This is a genomic window from Haliscomenobacter sp. (assembly GCF_041740695.1).
In the GTDB taxonomy this organism is placed as follows: Bacteria; Bacteroidota; Bacteroidia; order Chitinophagales; family Saprospiraceae; genus Haliscomenobacter.
Genome location: NZ_JBGSLK010000128.1, coordinates 1 through 15,419 on the forward strand (window position 1 = coordinate 1; position 15,419 = coordinate 15,419).

Annotated in this window: 16 protein-coding genes; 7 read left to right on the plus strand and 9 right to left on the minus strand. The window is 46.6% G+C overall.

The annotated features are described in order from the left end of the window. Positions 1-118: 118 nt before the first annotated feature. From ACEW9O_RS25815 to ACEW9O_RS25840, 6 genes are read right to left on the minus strand one after another with little or no spacing between them, the layout of a single operon-like run. Entirely contained in the window at positions 119-943 is an 825-nt protein-coding gene (locus tag ACEW9O_RS25815) for a hypothetical protein (protein WP_373553113.1), read from the minus strand. Between the two features lie 10 nt (positions 944-953). Then, positions 954-1,997 carry a Rieske 2Fe-2S domain-containing protein gene (locus ACEW9O_RS25820; protein ID WP_373553114.1) on the minus strand — a complete coding sequence of 348 codons (1,044 nt, stop codon included), beginning with the start codon at positions 1,995-1,997 and terminating at the stop codon, positions 954-956. Continuing rightward, a complete protein-coding gene (locus tag ACEW9O_RS25825) occupies positions 1,994-2,413 on the minus strand; it encodes a hypothetical protein (RefSeq protein WP_373553115.1) in 420 nt (139 codons plus the stop codon). The genes ACEW9O_RS25820 and ACEW9O_RS25825 overlap by 4 nt, the downstream gene beginning before the upstream one ends. Then, the gene (locus ACEW9O_RS25830) at positions 2,403-2,618 is read right to left on the minus strand and encodes a hypothetical protein (protein ID WP_373553116.1); all 216 of its coding nucleotides are present in this window, start codon (positions 2,616-2,618) and stop codon (positions 2,403-2,405) included. Before ACEW9O_RS25830 ends, ACEW9O_RS25825 begins: the two co-directional genes overlap by 11 nt. A 12-nt stretch (positions 2,619-2,630) precedes the next feature. Beyond that, positions 2,631-3,305 carry an SDR family NAD(P)-dependent oxidoreductase gene (locus tag ACEW9O_RS25835; protein ID WP_373553117.1) on the minus strand — a complete coding sequence of 225 codons (675 nt, stop codon included), beginning with the start codon at positions 3,303-3,305 and terminating at the stop codon, positions 2,631-2,633. Positions 3,306-3,322: 17 nt separating this feature from the next. Beyond that, entirely contained in the window at positions 3,323-5,959 is a 2,637-nt protein-coding gene (locus ACEW9O_RS25840; protein ID WP_373553118.1) for a glucosidase, read from the minus strand. A gap of 220 nt (positions 5,960-6,179) precedes the next feature. On the opposite strand from ACEW9O_RS25840, the gene ACEW9O_RS25845 reads away from it, so the two are divergent. The 6 genes from ACEW9O_RS25845 (at position 6,180) to ACEW9O_RS25870 (ending at position 14,012) form a co-directional block, all read left to right on the plus strand. Next, positions 6,180-6,632, plus strand: a complete 453-nt coding sequence (locus tag ACEW9O_RS25845; protein WP_373553119.1) for a YHS domain-containing (seleno)protein — start codon at positions 6,180-6,182, stop codon at positions 6,630-6,632. 92 nt (positions 6,633-6,724) lie between these two features. Continuing rightward, positions 6,725-7,132: a hypothetical protein gene (locus ACEW9O_RS25850; protein WP_373553120.1), complete on the plus strand. Its 408-nt coding sequence runs from the start codon at positions 6,725-6,727 to the stop codon at positions 7,130-7,132. Between the two features lie 91 nt (positions 7,133-7,223). Continuing rightward, complete coding sequence (locus tag ACEW9O_RS25855; protein ID WP_373553121.1) at positions 7,224-8,309, plus strand: efflux RND transporter periplasmic adaptor subunit; 1,086 nt, start codon at positions 7,224-7,226, stop codon at positions 8,307-8,309. 27 nt (positions 8,310-8,336) lie between these two features. After that, on the plus strand, positions 8,337-11,567 hold the full coding sequence (locus tag ACEW9O_RS25860; protein WP_373553122.1) for an efflux RND transporter permease subunit: 3,231 nt from the start codon (positions 8,337-8,339) through the stop codon (positions 11,565-11,567). Next, positions 11,545-12,975, plus strand: coding sequence for a TolC family protein (locus tag ACEW9O_RS25865; RefSeq protein WP_373553123.1), 1,431 nt, complete (start codon positions 11,545-11,547; stop codon positions 12,973-12,975). The genes ACEW9O_RS25860 and ACEW9O_RS25865 overlap by 23 nt, the downstream gene beginning before the upstream one ends. 191 nt (positions 12,976-13,166) lie before the next feature. Further along, positions 13,167-14,012 carry an alpha/beta hydrolase gene (locus ACEW9O_RS25870; protein WP_373553124.1) on the plus strand — a complete coding sequence of 282 codons (846 nt, stop codon included), beginning with the start codon at positions 13,167-13,169 and terminating at the stop codon, positions 14,010-14,012. A 79-nt stretch (positions 14,013-14,091) separates the two neighbouring features. Here ACEW9O_RS25870 and ACEW9O_RS25875 read toward each other — a convergent pair whose 3' ends face one another. Both ACEW9O_RS25875 and ACEW9O_RS25880 read right to left on the minus strand, forming a co-directional pair. Next, positions 14,092-14,373, minus strand: a complete 282-nt coding sequence (locus tag ACEW9O_RS25875) for a DUF2442 domain-containing protein (protein WP_373553125.1) — start codon at positions 14,371-14,373, stop codon at positions 14,092-14,094. Between the two features lie 10 nt (positions 14,374-14,383). After that, a complete protein-coding gene (locus ACEW9O_RS25880) occupies positions 14,384-14,623 on the minus strand; it encodes a DUF4160 domain-containing protein (RefSeq protein ID WP_373553126.1) in 240 nt (79 codons plus the stop codon). 290 nt (positions 14,624-14,913) lie between these two features. Here ACEW9O_RS25880 and ACEW9O_RS25885 point away from each other — a divergent pair, with 290 nt between their 5' ends. After that, entirely contained in the window at positions 14,914-15,126 is a 213-nt protein-coding gene (locus ACEW9O_RS25885) for a helix-turn-helix transcriptional regulator (protein WP_373553127.1), read from the plus strand. A gap of 173 nt (positions 15,127-15,299) precedes the next feature. Here ACEW9O_RS25885 and ACEW9O_RS25890 read toward each other — a convergent pair. After that, positions 15,300-15,419 (minus strand): transposase domain-containing protein (locus ACEW9O_RS25890; protein ID WP_373553128.1); only part of this gene is annotated, 120 nt, incomplete at its 5' end.

A 15,419-nucleotide genomic window follows, 5' to 3' on the forward strand; every position in this document is an offset into this window, starting at 1 on the left:
TTTTTACTGCTCCTAGGCCAAACCTAGTGTACAATGTTTTAAATTTGCGTAGGTGCGAGGGAAGCATACGTTCTTAGCGTCTTGGTAAACTCTAATTTCGCGCTTTTCCTCGCATTTTTCAAAAATGTCCAGTAGTATGCATCACCATCCCCTTCCCCCAGTGCGGCATCAATTGCTTGAACCCTTCGGCTTTAACAATGAACCAATTGTCCCACTGCTCCAGCACCCCACAAATCTGCACTTCATCCGCCACATACGGCGCCAGTTTATCATTAATGGGCTGACCATCCTGGTCCAACACAAAACAATATTGTTGCCCTCCATTGGCCGTTTTCGCCTTAAAAAACGCCGGAATTCCGCCAGCCAAACAACGAATCGCACAAGAACGGTGCGGCTTTCCCTCCCCGGGGCGCATTACGCCGAGGTAACATTTGGGGTCGAGGATTTCACCGCGCAGGGTAGCTTTGCCCAATTGAACAGGTGTTGAAACAAAATCCTTCAGCTTGGAAAAACCTTGAAACAATTCCTTTTCGGGCCCCAATTCAAAAGCTACTACCCCATCGTAATAAATCAATTTGCCTTTCAAGCGAATCCCTTTGCCCATCAGCGGCTGCCCTGTTTTTTTAGCTAAAACTTCCAGTGCTGGGTTGGCACTTTTTTTGCCCATTCCAATCAATAGAATCCGTTGAAAACGTTCGGTTCCTTTTTCATCAATGCCCAAGGGAATTTTTAAACAAGGAATCGGTTCAGTAATCAAAATGCCCTCCAAGGTGCGCAAGCGGGCGATTTCGTATTTGGAGCCAATAAACCCGCGTTGGCTGAGCACCAATAATCCGGCGATGATTGGGATCAAAACCACCAGGGTCCATACTACGTATTTGACCCATTGACCATAACTTTTAGGCGCTTTGTCTTGCCAGCCGATGTAAAATTCTTCGTTCATAATACGGTGATTAGGCTTGAATAATGGCCGCAGGGCGTTCGGTTCCTTCGGGGTAAGGCGTGGGATTTACCCAAACCATCCCATCGACAATTTTCACATCGTAGGTCTCCAGTTTTTCAGTAAAAGGCGGCGGTGATTGCCCGTTTTGTGGCAGGTATTGGTAGCCATGCCAGGGGCAGGTGATGCAGCCATCTACAATTTTTCCCTCACCAATCGGCCCATGCTGGTGGCGACAAATGTTGTTGACCGCCGACACCTTGCCCTCGTACCGGAACACAGCAATGTTTTGGCCTTCCAAATAGAGCATTTTCGCCCGGTTTTCAGGAATGTCCTCCGCTGAACAGACTTGGTAGAACCCCTCTCCTACTGCTGGTTTATCCATTTGTTCCTGTAAGCGTTTTTTTTCTACTCCTGCCGCCATCAAATGCAGGGAGACCAAGGCCAAGAGGCCAAAACCTACAAACCCAATCCACATTGGCGATTGTTCCAACTGCACTACGCCCAGCATCACGTGAAAAACCAAGAGGCCATAGGCCAAATACACCAACATGTGCAGGCTTTTCCACCAACGCGGACTCAGGTTTTTCAACCAAAAATCATGACTTGTAGCGGCCATCAAAAACAGGATCACCAGGGCAAAAAAGCCTAGGACTTGAAAAGGAAAATCTTGCAAGGAGCCATAATGGGTATTGGAAGCAAACACCGAAAACAGGGGATCTACGTAGCCCAGACTGTGAAACTGGATGGTATTAAAAACCCCGTGTACCGCCCCAATCAAAAAAGTAGTCACCCCCAAATGCCTCCGATTGTACAACAAAGGCAAAAAGCGGTGATCCAAACGCGCCAGTGGCCCAATACACAAGATGAACTGCAACATGATAAAGGCCAGGGTACCGGTAGCCCGAATGATCAGGGTTTCCGGACTAATCAGTGGGTAAAAAATCAGTTGCAAGAGGGTAAAAGTCAACAAATACAAAGCCATGATGCCCAGCATGATCCGGTCGTAGCGCCGTTTTTGGCGGTTCCATTGTACGGTGGTGTAATTGACACTCATGGGTTAAAGTTGAATTTTTGGATGCCCGTTTTTTCAAAGGGGTTGACAATTTGCAAAAAATAGGGTGCTTTGGCTAGGCGCGCCCCAGAAACTGGAAAGCGTTGGATGCCTTTTGAACCCAATACGCCGATGAAGCTGTACTGCCAATACAGTTTTGCTACTGGCTGCTCCAACGGTTTTTTGATGATAAATTCCAATTGTGTACCTGTTGTAGAGTCCCCGCGAAGATTTATCGTAAGTTCCTCAGATTCCTGGGTATCCAGGATTCGGGGCAAGGGTAGATCAATTTTTCGAAATAATTTTGTTTGAGTAACTGGTTGAGGTAAAACCACAATGGCCCCAACAAAGCCAATCAATATGACTACAGAGCCGATCTGCCAGATCAATCGATGCCGTTTGCGCAATTCAGGAACCATGTCTTTTTTGTTTTAACCATTTGTTGAGCAAGATTACCCACAAAGCGATGGTGGCAGGCAAAAGCAACAATCGGGTTGGCCAACTCGCGCCATGCATGTTTTCATCAATTTGCTCCACACCTTTGAACACAAACCAGAGCCCAAAAATCAAGCCCAGGCCCAAGTAGCCATACAATACAAAAAGCAGGATTTGCAGCCAGTACATACGCCAAATTTTTTAAGCTTCGTTGTAAATTTTCAACACCGTCTCGCGCAGGTGTTGCCCCGATTCAGTAAACAAAAAATGGATGTTGTCGGCAATTGCCTCCGCAGTCGTCCATTTTTCAAAATCAGCATCCGGCATGGACTCCCGATTGGGTGGAGTATCGATGATACTGGGCACAATCACTGAAGCCCGAATGCCTTTGTCTTTCCCGTAGGCATTGATGATATTGGCCAGGCTTACCAACAGTGATTTTGACAATCCGTAGGCCACGTTGTACAATGCTGCCTGAGCATCGAGCGCTGCACGTGAACCAATCAGTACAAAGTGCCCACCGCCATTGGCTTCAAAATGAGGCAAGAGGGCATGCACCACGAAATAAGCCGTTTCAAAATTCAATTGGTACATTTTTTGCAAACTCGCTCCATCGGTGTTTTTTAACCCGCCAGGAGCATACCCACCCACCAGCAAGACCGCGGCATTCAGATCAGGGCTTTTTTTACAAATGTCTTCAATGTAAGCCCGGGTGGCTTGCTCGTTGGTCAGGTCAACTGCCCCAATTTCAGCATCGGCACGTGGCGAAGCCGAGCGATCCGTTCCATAGACTTTAAATCCTTCGTCAACAAATTTTTGGAGCACCGCGTGCCCCAGGTTACCGGATGCTCCGGTGATCAAAACTGATTTTTGCATGAATGTATGGTTTGAAGTTACCACATGGATTTATCAATCAATTCAGCTACCAGCCCAGTCCACCCCGTTTGATGGGATGCACCCAGACCATGCGCCGTATCCCCATGAAAGTATTCATAAAAGAGCAACAAGTCGCGGAAATTGGGGTCAAAATGGTAAAAATTGCTTTCACCATGTACCAGACGCTGCCCCAATTCATCGCGTTGGAAGATAGAAACCAAGCGTTTGGACAGTTCATCCGCTGCCTGTTCCAGGCTGATCCAGTTGCCCGAATGGGTTGGGAACTCTACCTTAAAGTCTTCGCCGTAGTGTTGGGCATAACTGCGCAGGGAATGGCCAATCAGGTAGTTCATCGGGATCCAAACCGGGCCGCGCCAATTGGAGTTTCCGCCAAACAAACCCGTAGAGGATTCCCCTGGCTCGTATTTCAACCCAAATGCCTGCCCCGCGATGTTTATCTCATAAGGGGTTTCATGGATTTTAGAGACGGAGCGAATTCCGCCTTTGCTGAGAAACTCATTTTCATCAAACAAAGCCTGGAGCAAGCGAACCAATCGATCCGGAGGTACCAAAGACAACAAAATATCACCCTGCTCGTCCAATTCATCTATGACCAGGTATTCCTTGTTGGCTTCCCGGTATTTTTGAAACCACTTCAAACGATTGTAAAAATTGGGGAGTTTTTTCAGTTTTTCTCGATCCAGTTCCATCACGGCAAAAAGGGTGGTCAAACCGACCAAAGAGCGGACTTTCAAGGGGATGTATTCGCCATTAGGCAAGGCCAGGATGTCATAAAAGAAACCTTCTACCGGATCCCAGGAGCCCGTCCAATTTTCGTTGATGTCGTTCAAAGAAGCCGCGATGTAGGTGAAGTGTTCAAAAAACTTGGTGGCTACATCTTCATAAGCCACATCGTCTTCGCCTAAAATCAGGGCCATTTCCAGCATATTCAGGCAATACATGGCCATCCAGGCGGTCCCATCCGCTTGCTCCAGGTAACCGCCACCAGGGATGTAACTGCTGCGATCAAATACGCCGATGTTGTCTAAACCCAGGAATCCTCCCTCAAATACATTGTTTCCCTGGTGGTCTTTGCGGTTCACCCACCAAGTAAAGTTGATGAGCAGTTTTTGAAATACCCGTTTGAGAAAAACCTTGTCATCATTGCCATTTCTGGCTTTGTCCATTTTATATACCTGCAAACAAGCCCAGGCGTGCACGGGAGGGTTGGCATCGCCAAAAGCCCACTCATAAGCGGGGAGTTGCCCATTCGGGTGCATGTACCATTCGCGCAAGAACAAAATGAGCTGTCCTTTGGCAAACTCGGCATCTACCATCGCCAATGGCACACAATGGAAGGCCAGATCCCAAGCTGCGTACCAGGGGTATTCCCATTTGTCAGGCATGGAGATGATGTCTTCGTTGTTCAGGGTTTTCCAATGATGATTGCGGCCATGTTTGCGGCTGCTGGGTGGTGGAGGGGTTCCTGGGTCACCGTGTAACCAACGCGGCATGTCAATATTGTAATACTGCTTGCTCCAAAGCATCCCGGCGAAAGCCTGGCGTTGGATGTTGGCCAGATCGGTATTGTCCCCCTTTTTGAACTGCTCATAAAAAGTATCTGCCTCAGCAATCCTATCTTGAAAGGTCGTCACATAGGAAGCACCTAGAGGGTCTTCCAGTTTCGCTTTTTTGGTCAGACGCAACTTGATTTCTACTTTTTCACCAGGTAGGAGTTGGAATTGATAGTGTGGCGCGAATTTGGTGCCGGAAGAATTGCCCTCCAGAAAAGCATCCTCCTGAATCACCGCCCGATGAAAAGCATCTTTGACAAATGGACTTGCATTGGGAGTATCAAAAATTCGCTCGGTATTGGTTTCGTTTTCGGTGAATAGCAATTGCTGCGGTGGATCAAAATACAAGTAATAATCACCTAGTTTGGGGTGATGGGCACGCACCACTTCCGCTGAATGCTCAACCCGGATAATTGGTTTTTCTGACAACAGCCCAAAAGACCATAAATTGCGGAACCACAGGGTTGGAAGCAGTGAAAGCTGGCCTTCCTTGTGGCCACGTACATGGGCAGTGATGCGGATACAAATGTCGTCGGTATCTGCCTTGGCGTATTCGGTATAAACATCGTAGTAGCACCTTTCGTCAAATGCCGCAGTGTCGTGCAGTTCAAATTCTATTTCATCCTTGGAACGCTGGCGGTTGACTTCCAGCAAATTCTCGTAAGGAAAAGCTTCCAAGGTGTACTTGTACAGGTGTTTCATGTAGGAGTGGGTCGGGGTGCTGTCGAGGTAGTAGTACAACTCTTTGACGTCCTCGCCATGATTGCCTTCGTTGCCAGTGAGACCAAAGAGGCGCTCCTTGAGAATAGGGTCCCGGCCATTCCATAGGGCGATGCCGAAACAGAGGTTGCACGACTCATCACTAATGCCCGCAATTCCATCCTCCCCCCAGCGATACACCCGGGAACGCGCATGGTCATGTGGAAAATAATCCCAGACAGTGCCATCATCGCTGTAGTCCTCCCGTACGGTTCCCCATTGGCGCTCACTGAGGTAAGGTCCCCATTTGAGCCATTTTTTACTGCCACTGTATTGCTCTTGAAGCCTTATTGTTTCCTGGTTTGGATTAGATGCTGCCATTTGGATAAAATTTGAGGAAAAGTACCCGATTGAACGTTTCTCTATTGTTCTACGCTTTAACCTTGAAATGGATCACCTATTGTCTGCATTTCCAGAATAAAGGGTCTGGTCGAATGCCAAAATATCTAATTCGTCCGCGCAGAAACATTTGGCAGGCTTTCTGCCCATTCAACTAAACCACAAGGGGTAACTAAGCCGTTCTACAGCAAAATTCAATTAGATGAAATCATTATTGCAATCCATTTTGGTTTTAGGGCTAGTGTTCAACAGCCTTTCTTTGCTGGCCCAAAATACCCAGAAAATCAATTTAGACAAAAAGAATCTGGCCGTAGAAGGGTATGACCTCGTCGCCTATTTTGAAGAACACAAACCCGTGAAAGGTTCGGATGAATTCAGCTTCAAATACGAGTCTGCCACCTACCACTTTGCTTCCAAGACCCATTTGAACAGCTTCAAAAAGAATCCTGAAAAATACCTGCCCCAATACGGCGGTTATTGCGCTTACGGCGTGTCAAGAGGTTACGCAGTGGGCATCGACCCCGACGCATGGTCAATTGTCGACGGAAAGTTGTACCTCAACTACAGCTTGAAAGTGCAAAAAACCTGGAGTGAAGACAAACCTGGCTACATCAAAAAAGCGGATGTAAACTGGCCGACGGTAGGCAAGAAATAGCGGTCGAAATGTAAATAATAAGGCGATCTTTGTGGTCGCTTTAAATTTTATTTCTTAGATTTGCGCTCCGTACTCTTGCAATCGAGACGAATATGAAGGTTTTACAACCAGACAACTTGTTTAGAGTTATTTTCTGTAGTATTTTAGGCATTGTAGCCACGTTCTACTCAATCGGGGAGGGATACTCCCTACCAGAGCCAACAGGAGTTGACCGTTACGAATTTTCCCACGTTCCACTTTCCTACCATTCCAATCACGCTCATTTTCCATTCACTTTATACTCCATCCTGCTCACAGAGTGCGCAGAAGAAGAAGTTGACGAAGATACCCAAGAAGACGAAATTCAAGGCGCGCCTGTAAATGCAGCTTTCGTTGTTCTTGTTTCGCATCACACCCTTTCCAAAAAAATGATCCTGCCTCGCCTGAGGCAAGCTGTGTTAAACCGTAAAGGTGTATTCCTTTTCATCCTGTACCATTCCTGGAAAAGCTTTCTGTGCTAATTTTCTGATTACCTGCCCAAGCTTTATCTGTCTTGTGCCGCTGTTCTAGCGGGCACTACGCTTATTATTTTCCTAAACAATTCAACACAGAATGAAAAAGTTCTCACTTTTCTTCTTTCTGGCAGTGCTGTCTTTGATGACCAGCTGTCAAAAGAAAGAACATAAAACCGAAGAAGAAGCAACTTTTTTGGTTACCACCCCCTTACGGCTGGACACCCTGGTTTTGAAAGACTATGTAGGCCAGATACGCTCTATCCAACATATCGAAATTAGAGCACTCGAAAAAGGTTATCTCCAAAACATCTACGTGGATGAAGGGCAATTTGTACCCAAGGGGAAGTTGATGTTCCAGATTATGCCCGTCATCTATCAGGCAGAAATGCAAAAAGCTCAGGCTGAGGTGAATTTTGTACAGCTCGAATACCAAAACACCAAAAGTCTGGCCGACAGCAACATTGTATCCAAAAATGAACTTGCGCTGGCCAAGGCAAAGGTGGACATGGCCAAAGCTGAGTTGGCATTATCCAAGGCTCATCTGGATTTCACAGAAGTGCGTGCTCCTTTCGACGGCATTATGGATCGCTTTCAGGTACGCCTCGGTAGTTTGTTGGACGAAGGGGAGTTTTTGACCACCCTTTCCGACAACAGCAAGATGTGGGTGTATTTCAATGTGCCCGAAGCAGAGTACCTGGATTATGCCACCAGAGCCAAGTCAAGTAACCCCCTGAACGTACAACTACGCATGGCCAACAACGAACTATTTGACCAGGGCGGAAAGGTGGAAACGATCGAAGCCGATTTTGACAATGAAACCGGCAACATCGCTTTCAGAGCAACCTTCCCCAACCCCAAAAGGATTTTGCGGCATGGTGAAACTGGCAATGTACTCATGCCTGTATCACTGAAAAATGCCCTCCTGATTCCGCAGAAAGCCACGTTTGAAATCCTCGATAAAAAGTTTGTCTATGTGGTAGATGAAAACAGCCTCGTGCAGACCCGGCAAATAACCGTAGGTACGGAGCTGCCGCATTTGTATGTAGTAACCAGTGGATTGAAGGAAGGAGAAAAAATACTCATTGAAGGCTTGCGCAAGGTTAGGAACAAGCAAAAGATCAAGCACAAAGTTGAGCCTCCTCGTAAGGTTTTAGCTGAATTGAATCAATTGTTTGCTGAGTAGGCAACCTAATTCCTAAATCACTGAAAGATGTTTACCAAATTCATACAAAGGCCGGTTCTGGCCATTGCCATATCTTTGGCCATTATTTTCCTGGGGATATTGGCCAGCATTACCATGCCGATCTCCCAATTTCCACAGATTGCACCACCTCGGGTAAATATTTTCATTGCCTACCCTGGTGCAAGTGCCGACATCCTGGTGCAATCCACCCTGATCCCTCTGGAGCGGGCCATCAATGGAGTCCAAGGCATGCAGTACATCATTTCGGATGCGACCAGTGCGGGTGAGGCTACAATCCAAATTGTATTTGAACCCGACACGGATCCCAATGCAGCAGTAGTGAACGTCAAAACCAGGGTGGATCAGGTCATGAACAACCTACCTCCACTGGTGCAACGCGAAGGGGTCATCATCACCCCCATCCAGCCCAGTATGCTCATGTACGTCAACCTCTACAGCACGGATAAAAATGCCGACGAGAAGTTTTTGTACAACTACGCCAACGTTAAAATTCTGCCGGAACTCCAGCGCATCAGCGGAATGGGGCGAGCGCAAATATTGGGGAGTCGCCAGTACGCCATGCGCATTTGGTTGAAGCCCGACCGCATGCGGGCCTACAATGTATCAACCGAAGAAGTCATGGAGGCGGTAAGTGAACAAAGTGTAATTGGAAGACCGGGGCGGATTGGCCAAAGTTCTGGAAAAAAGGCCCAGTCACTCGAATTTGTATTGACCTATAAAGGCAGATTCAATAAACCCGAAGAATACGAAGACATCATCGTCCGCGCCAATCCTGATGGGGAAGTACTGAAACTAAAGGACATTGCCGAAGTAGAGCTGGGCAGCGAGTTTTTTGACATCTATTGCAACAAAGATGGGTACCCCTCTGCGTCCATCGTACTCAAGCAAAACTTTGGTAGCAATGCCAGCAAAGTGATCGAAGCGACCAAAGTAAAGTTAAAAGAAATGGAGGCCGACTTCCCGCCGGGCATGGCTTATGAAATCAATTATGACGTTTCCAAATTTGTGGGGGCATCGATTGAAAAAGTAATGCATACCCTATTGGAAGCCTTCATCTTGGTTGCCCTGGTAGTATTCCTTTTCCTGGGGGATTGGCGCTCTACGCTTATCCCTACCCTGGCTGTTCCGGTATCGCTGATTGGCGCATTTTTATTCATGCAGCTTTTTGGGTTAACCATCAATTTGATTACGCTGTTTGCCTTGGTTTTGGCCATCGGTATTGTGGTGGACAATGCAATTGTGGTAGTAGAAGCGGTGCACGTCAAAATGGAAACCAAACACCTGTCTCCATTCAAAGCCGTGAAAGAAGTTCTGCACGAAATCAGTGGTGCCATCATCGCGATTACCTTGATTATGACCGCAGTATTTGTGCCCGTTGCATTTATGACGGGGCCAGTGGGTATTTTTTACCGCCAGTTTTCCATTACCATGGCCAGTGCTATTGTATTGTCGGGGGTGGTCGCCCTCACGCTTACGCCCATTTTGAGCGCCATGATCCTGAAAAACCATTACGGTAAAACACGTAAAAAAACGCCCATCGACCTATTCATCAATTGGTTCAACCGCCGCTTTGATAAATTAACGGATCGGTATACGGATTTGCTGAAGTTGATTGTTCATCGACGGCTAATCACCTTTCTCATCCTGGTAGCCTTTGGTTTGGCTATTTTTTGGGTCAATCAAAGCCTTCCCTCAGGTTTTATCCCCAACGAAGACCAGGGCATGATCTATGCCATCATTCAAACTCCGCCGGGTAGTACCCTGGAAAGAACCAACCAAGTTTCGCGGGAACTCCAAAATATTGCGGAAGAAGTGGAAGGCATTCAATCCGTTTCTTCTCTGGCTGGTTATGAAATCTTGACCGAAGGGCGAGGTTCCAACGCAGGTACTTGTATCATCAACCTGAAGGATTGGTCCGAAAGAAAAAATTCAGTACATGATGTAATGGAGGAACTGGAGGAAAAAACCAAAAACTTAGGCGCAGTGGTAGAATTCTTTGAACCGCCCGCAGTTCCAGGTTATGGCTCTTCAGATGGTTTTTCGTTGCGCCTTTTAAACAAAAACAGCACCGTTGATTACCAGGACTTCGACAAGATCAACAACGACTTTATGGATGCCCTGCGTCAGCGCAAAGAGTTGTCGGGTTTGTTCACTTTTTTTGCCGCCAATTACCCCCAGTATGAGCTGGTCATTGACAATAAATTGGCCATGCAAAAAGGAGTATCCATTGGAAAAGCCATGGACAACCTCGATATCCTCATCGGTAGCACTTATGAGCAAGGCTTCGTCCGCTTTGGTAACTTCTTCAAGGTTTATACCCAGGCTGCACCCGAATACAGACAGTTACCTTCGGATGTATTGAATCTTTTTATCAAAAATGACCGGGATGAAATGGTGCCCTACTCTTCTTTTATGAGTTTGCGCAAAACCCAGGGGCCGAATGAAATTACCCGCTTTAACCTCTATACGTCTTCCTCCATTCGGGGTGTTCCTGCGTCAGGTTTCACCAGTGGTGATGCCATTACGACCATTCAGGAAGTAGCTAAAAAAACCCTTCCCCAAGGTTATGACATTGCATGGGAAGGCCTTTCTTACGATGAAGCCAAACGGGGCAACGAAGCGCTCTACATTTTTATCATTGTGGTCGTTTTTGTTTACCTCGTGTTGGCGGCTCAGTACGAGAGTTTTATCATTCCGCTTGCCGTTATTTTTTCACTACCTGTGGGTATTTTTGGTTCCTTCTTGCTGCTCAAATTCATGGGCTTGTCCAATGACATTTATGCCCAAATTGGCATCATCATGCTGATGGGTTTATTGGGAAAAAATGCGGTCTTGATTGTGGAGTTTGCGGTGCAAAAACACATGCAGGGTTTGTCGGTACTAGAAGCTGCCATTGAAGGTTCCAGAGCCCGTTTCCGGCCCATCTTAATGACTTCCTTCGCCTTTATTGCCGGCCTGATTCCGCTGGTAAGGGCTACAGGGCCGGGCGCCATTGGCAACCGTACCATTGGTGCCTCTGCGCTAGGCGGGATGCTCATCGGTACCATTTTTGGGGTCATCATCGTGCCTGGCTTGTACTACATTTTTGGCAAAATAGCCGAAGGCAAAAAACTCATCAAAGATGAGGATGAAAACCCGCTGAGTGAAGACCTGGTGGAACACTGGGACGAAACTTCGATGCTTAAAAAAATCATTAAGAAAATCCGTCGGAAAGATGAACAGTCAGAAGAGCAATAAATGGATGGCCTTCGCCCTCCTGATGACCTGCTTATGCGGGTGTAAGGTGCCCGAAGTAGCCGTTCCTAGAACCGAGAATAAAGCCGTTCCTAAGGGTTTCAACAACGTGCAGGACACCCTCGCTACGCTTAAACCCAACTGGAGACAGTATTTTTCTGATCCCAATTTGATCGCGCTAATCGATACAGCGTTGTCAAAAAATCAGGAATTGAACATTGTTCGGCAGGAAATTGACATCAGGAACAATGAAATAATGGCCAGAAAGGGGGAATATCAACCTTTTGTAAACATTGGGGCCGGGGCTGGTTTGGAAAAAGCAGCAAGGTATACGCGCAATGGTGCCGTTGACGAAAGCATCGAAATCAAACCCGGTAAGAAGTTTCCAGTACCCCTGACCGACGCCATGGTGGGCGTTTACGCCTCCTGGGAACTAGACGTATGGCACAAACTGCGCAACGCCAGGCAGGCTGCCGTAAACCGGTATTTTGCTTCTATTGAGGGGAAAAACTTTCTGGTTACCAACCTGATTGCCGAGGTTGCCAATTCCTATTATGAGTTGATGGCCTTGGATAACTTGCTGGACATCATCAATACCAACATTGGCCTACAGCAGAACATCCTCGGCATCATCAAGCAGGAAAAAGAAGCCGCCAAGGTTACCCAATTGGCGGTAAATCGATTCGAAGCGCAGGTATTGAATACCCAAAATCTTCAATACGACATTCGCCAAAGGATTGTGGAAACGGAGAATCGGATCAACTTTTTAACGGGTCGGTTTCCTCAACGCATCCCCAGGAATTCGGCTACCTTTAACACGATTGCGGTGGATTCTGTCCTGGTAGGGGTTCCTTCTCAGTTGCTGGAAAACCGCCCGGATATTCGTCAGGCCGAGTTGGAATTGGCCGCGGCTAAAATTGATGTTACCGTAGCCAAAGCCAATTTTTATCCTTCTTTTGGTCTCAGTGCAGGCCTTGGTCTGCAGGCGTTTAATCCCATCGATCTGATTAAACCACAATCCATTCTGTTTAGCCTGGCTGGAGAGATGATGGCCCCACTGATCAACAAAAATGCCATCAAAGCCACATATTTTAATGCCAATGCCCAACAGGTACAGGCGGTATACAACTACGAGCGCTCCATCCTGAATGCTTACATTGAAGTGTTCAACCAGGTTTCGGGCATGCGCAATTTTTTGGATAGCTACAACACCAAAGCACGAGAAGTGGACATCCTTACGCAATCCATTACGATTTCAAACAGCCTGTATAGATCAGCGCGAGCAGATTACATGGAAGTGTTGCTCACGCAGCGCGAAGCGCTGGAGTCTAAGATGGAGTTGATTGAGATTAGGATGAAGCAATTGAATGCCAGAGTGAATGTGTATAGGGCTTTGGGGGGAGGCTGGTAAAAATAAAACCAAATGGAGTAAAAATTAAGGCGATATTTACGCTATAAATGTCGTCTTAATAGTGGGCAAAAATAAGTGTTCATTTTTTTTGAGCCAAAGGATTAGATAAGAAACTTGAAATGGACCGTTTACTCATCTAATCCTTTGGCAAAATGAACACTTATTTTTTTATTGCCCTTTAATTTTTTGCCATGCGTCAATTTTTTCGCAAACTGGCCATTGGCCTCTTGCGTTTTCAAATCAACACCATTGCGCTGTTTTCGCTGGGTTGGGCCGGGCGCAAAGCCCTGGATATTTTCCGTACTCCGCACAAAGGTCGCCTGCGCGAGCAAGACAAAACCTTTTTGGCGGGCGCAAAATGGGAAACCATCCAAGCCGAAGGGCTCGACATTCAAACCTATCTCTGGGAAGGCAGCGGCCCCACTATTTTATTGGCCCACGGATGGGAAAGCAATTCAGGGCGCTGGCGTACCTTCATCAATGTTTTTAAGAAACAAAACTACCGCATCATCGCTCTGGATGCGCCCGGACACGGCGCTACCAGCGGCAATCGTTTTGATGCCCATTGGTACGCCCTGGCGATCAAAGCCGTAGCCGAACATTTCCAACCGGCCTTCATTGCCGGGCATTCGGCAGGGGGCATGGCACTCATGTATTACCTCTCCCATTTCAAACCTTCCTTTGTACATGGCGGGGTGGTCATAGCCGCGCCTTGCAGTTTGCGCCGGGTACTGAACAATTTCAATTCGGTACTCCACCTGAGTGAACGCGCCATGCAAGGCATGGAAATAGCCATCAACGACCAGTTTGGCGTTCCCGTCGATTCATTCAACCTCTACGATTTTGCCGAAAAAAACAAAACGCCCGGCCTGATGATGTACGACGCCTGCGATGAAGTCGCCTCATTTGCCGAAGGGCAGAAGCTGGCCGCGATCTGGAAAAAAAGCAGGTTTGAAGGGTACAATGGGCTGGGGCATAGCATGAACAATAAGGCGGTAGCGGAGGAGATTGGGGTGTTTATGGAGGGGGTGGGGTGAAAATCGTCTTGAAATTTGGATGAAAATAAAATAAAACGCGTAGGCCCAGCAAAAGGAAGAAATTGAGAAACCAGCGATACTAAGCCACTCTAGCCACCAGCTCACTGATATTGGAAACCTCCACCCCTTTTTGCCACAATTCATACTCACTCAAATCAATCTCGTCATTCCAAATCACTCCATAGCCGCCATTGGCAAGGCGGACAGTATTGAATAAAACTTCATCTTTTAATGGAGCAAAAGCAGGGCTTTTCAGCCGTTCGGAGAGCGAATAAATTTTAATCTCGCCATTATCGAAAATCAGGAAGAGGCGGTAATTGGGTAATGCTTGAAGGTAGTTAATACGTGGATAGCTTTCCATAGTTGGCCGTTTAATCGATGTTTTGAATATCCTGTGAGTCCCACATGTTTTTTAGTTTGGTTTTCCGTGGCTCAGCCCATTTTTTAACCTTTTTCTGATCCTTTGAGTTCAAATCCCCTTTGAACATTTCCAGGTCTTCAATTTTAAACAGTCCTTCGTTTTCATTGTTGCTGGCGTGAAAATGAGGAGGGGTATGATCTCCAAAGAACATCCGTAAAATGATCCCTTTGATTTTTCCAATGATGGGCATCTGAAGGATGGTTTAGCCTCGCAGAGGAAATAACTACTGCTAGGTTAGGTGTACAAATATAGTTCAATTTCACACTGCTGGTCACTTTGTTCAGGATATGCCATTGGTAATTATCCATACCCCTAGAAAAGGAATAAAGTTCCTTCGCAACTGGCCAAGCGCAGTAAATCGCTTGCAATTTAATCAAATGTTTCTTTGAACGAAACTTTATTTTCGTTTTTATGCATTTTATTTTCAGTCTTCTTTATGCAAACTCCCCTATCTTCACTCTCAAGAGGAGCATAAAAACCATGAAAAAATTCAACCGCATTAAAGCAGTGTTGGCAGAAAAAGATAAAACCGCAATTTGGCTGGCAGAGCAAGTCGGACGCGATCGTTCCACCGTATCCCGCTGGTGTACCAATGATATGCAGCCGCCTTTAGAGGTGTTGTATCAGATTGCGGAGATTTTGGCAGTGGATGTTTGTGTGTTGCTGGTGAGGAAAAATGATAAAGAAGATTAGCAAAAAAAGCTTGTTATTAGGTTATACAGCGGAACTATTAGCGCAAACAAGTGGTTATCCGCAAAAAATCTGCACATATCACAAAAGATCAAAATGAATACTTCCGATTTCATCAAAACTGTTTTCATCCATGAGCTAAAGGACATTGTAGAGTATCCGTCCGGGCAAGTGCACTACCCCTTCCACTGATCTGGGAGTAATTCATTAATCTGATTAATGGAGTGCTCAGGGATACGTCCCAAGACATCATTTAGATAAGCCATGGGGTTGATATTGTGCTGAGCACAACAAGC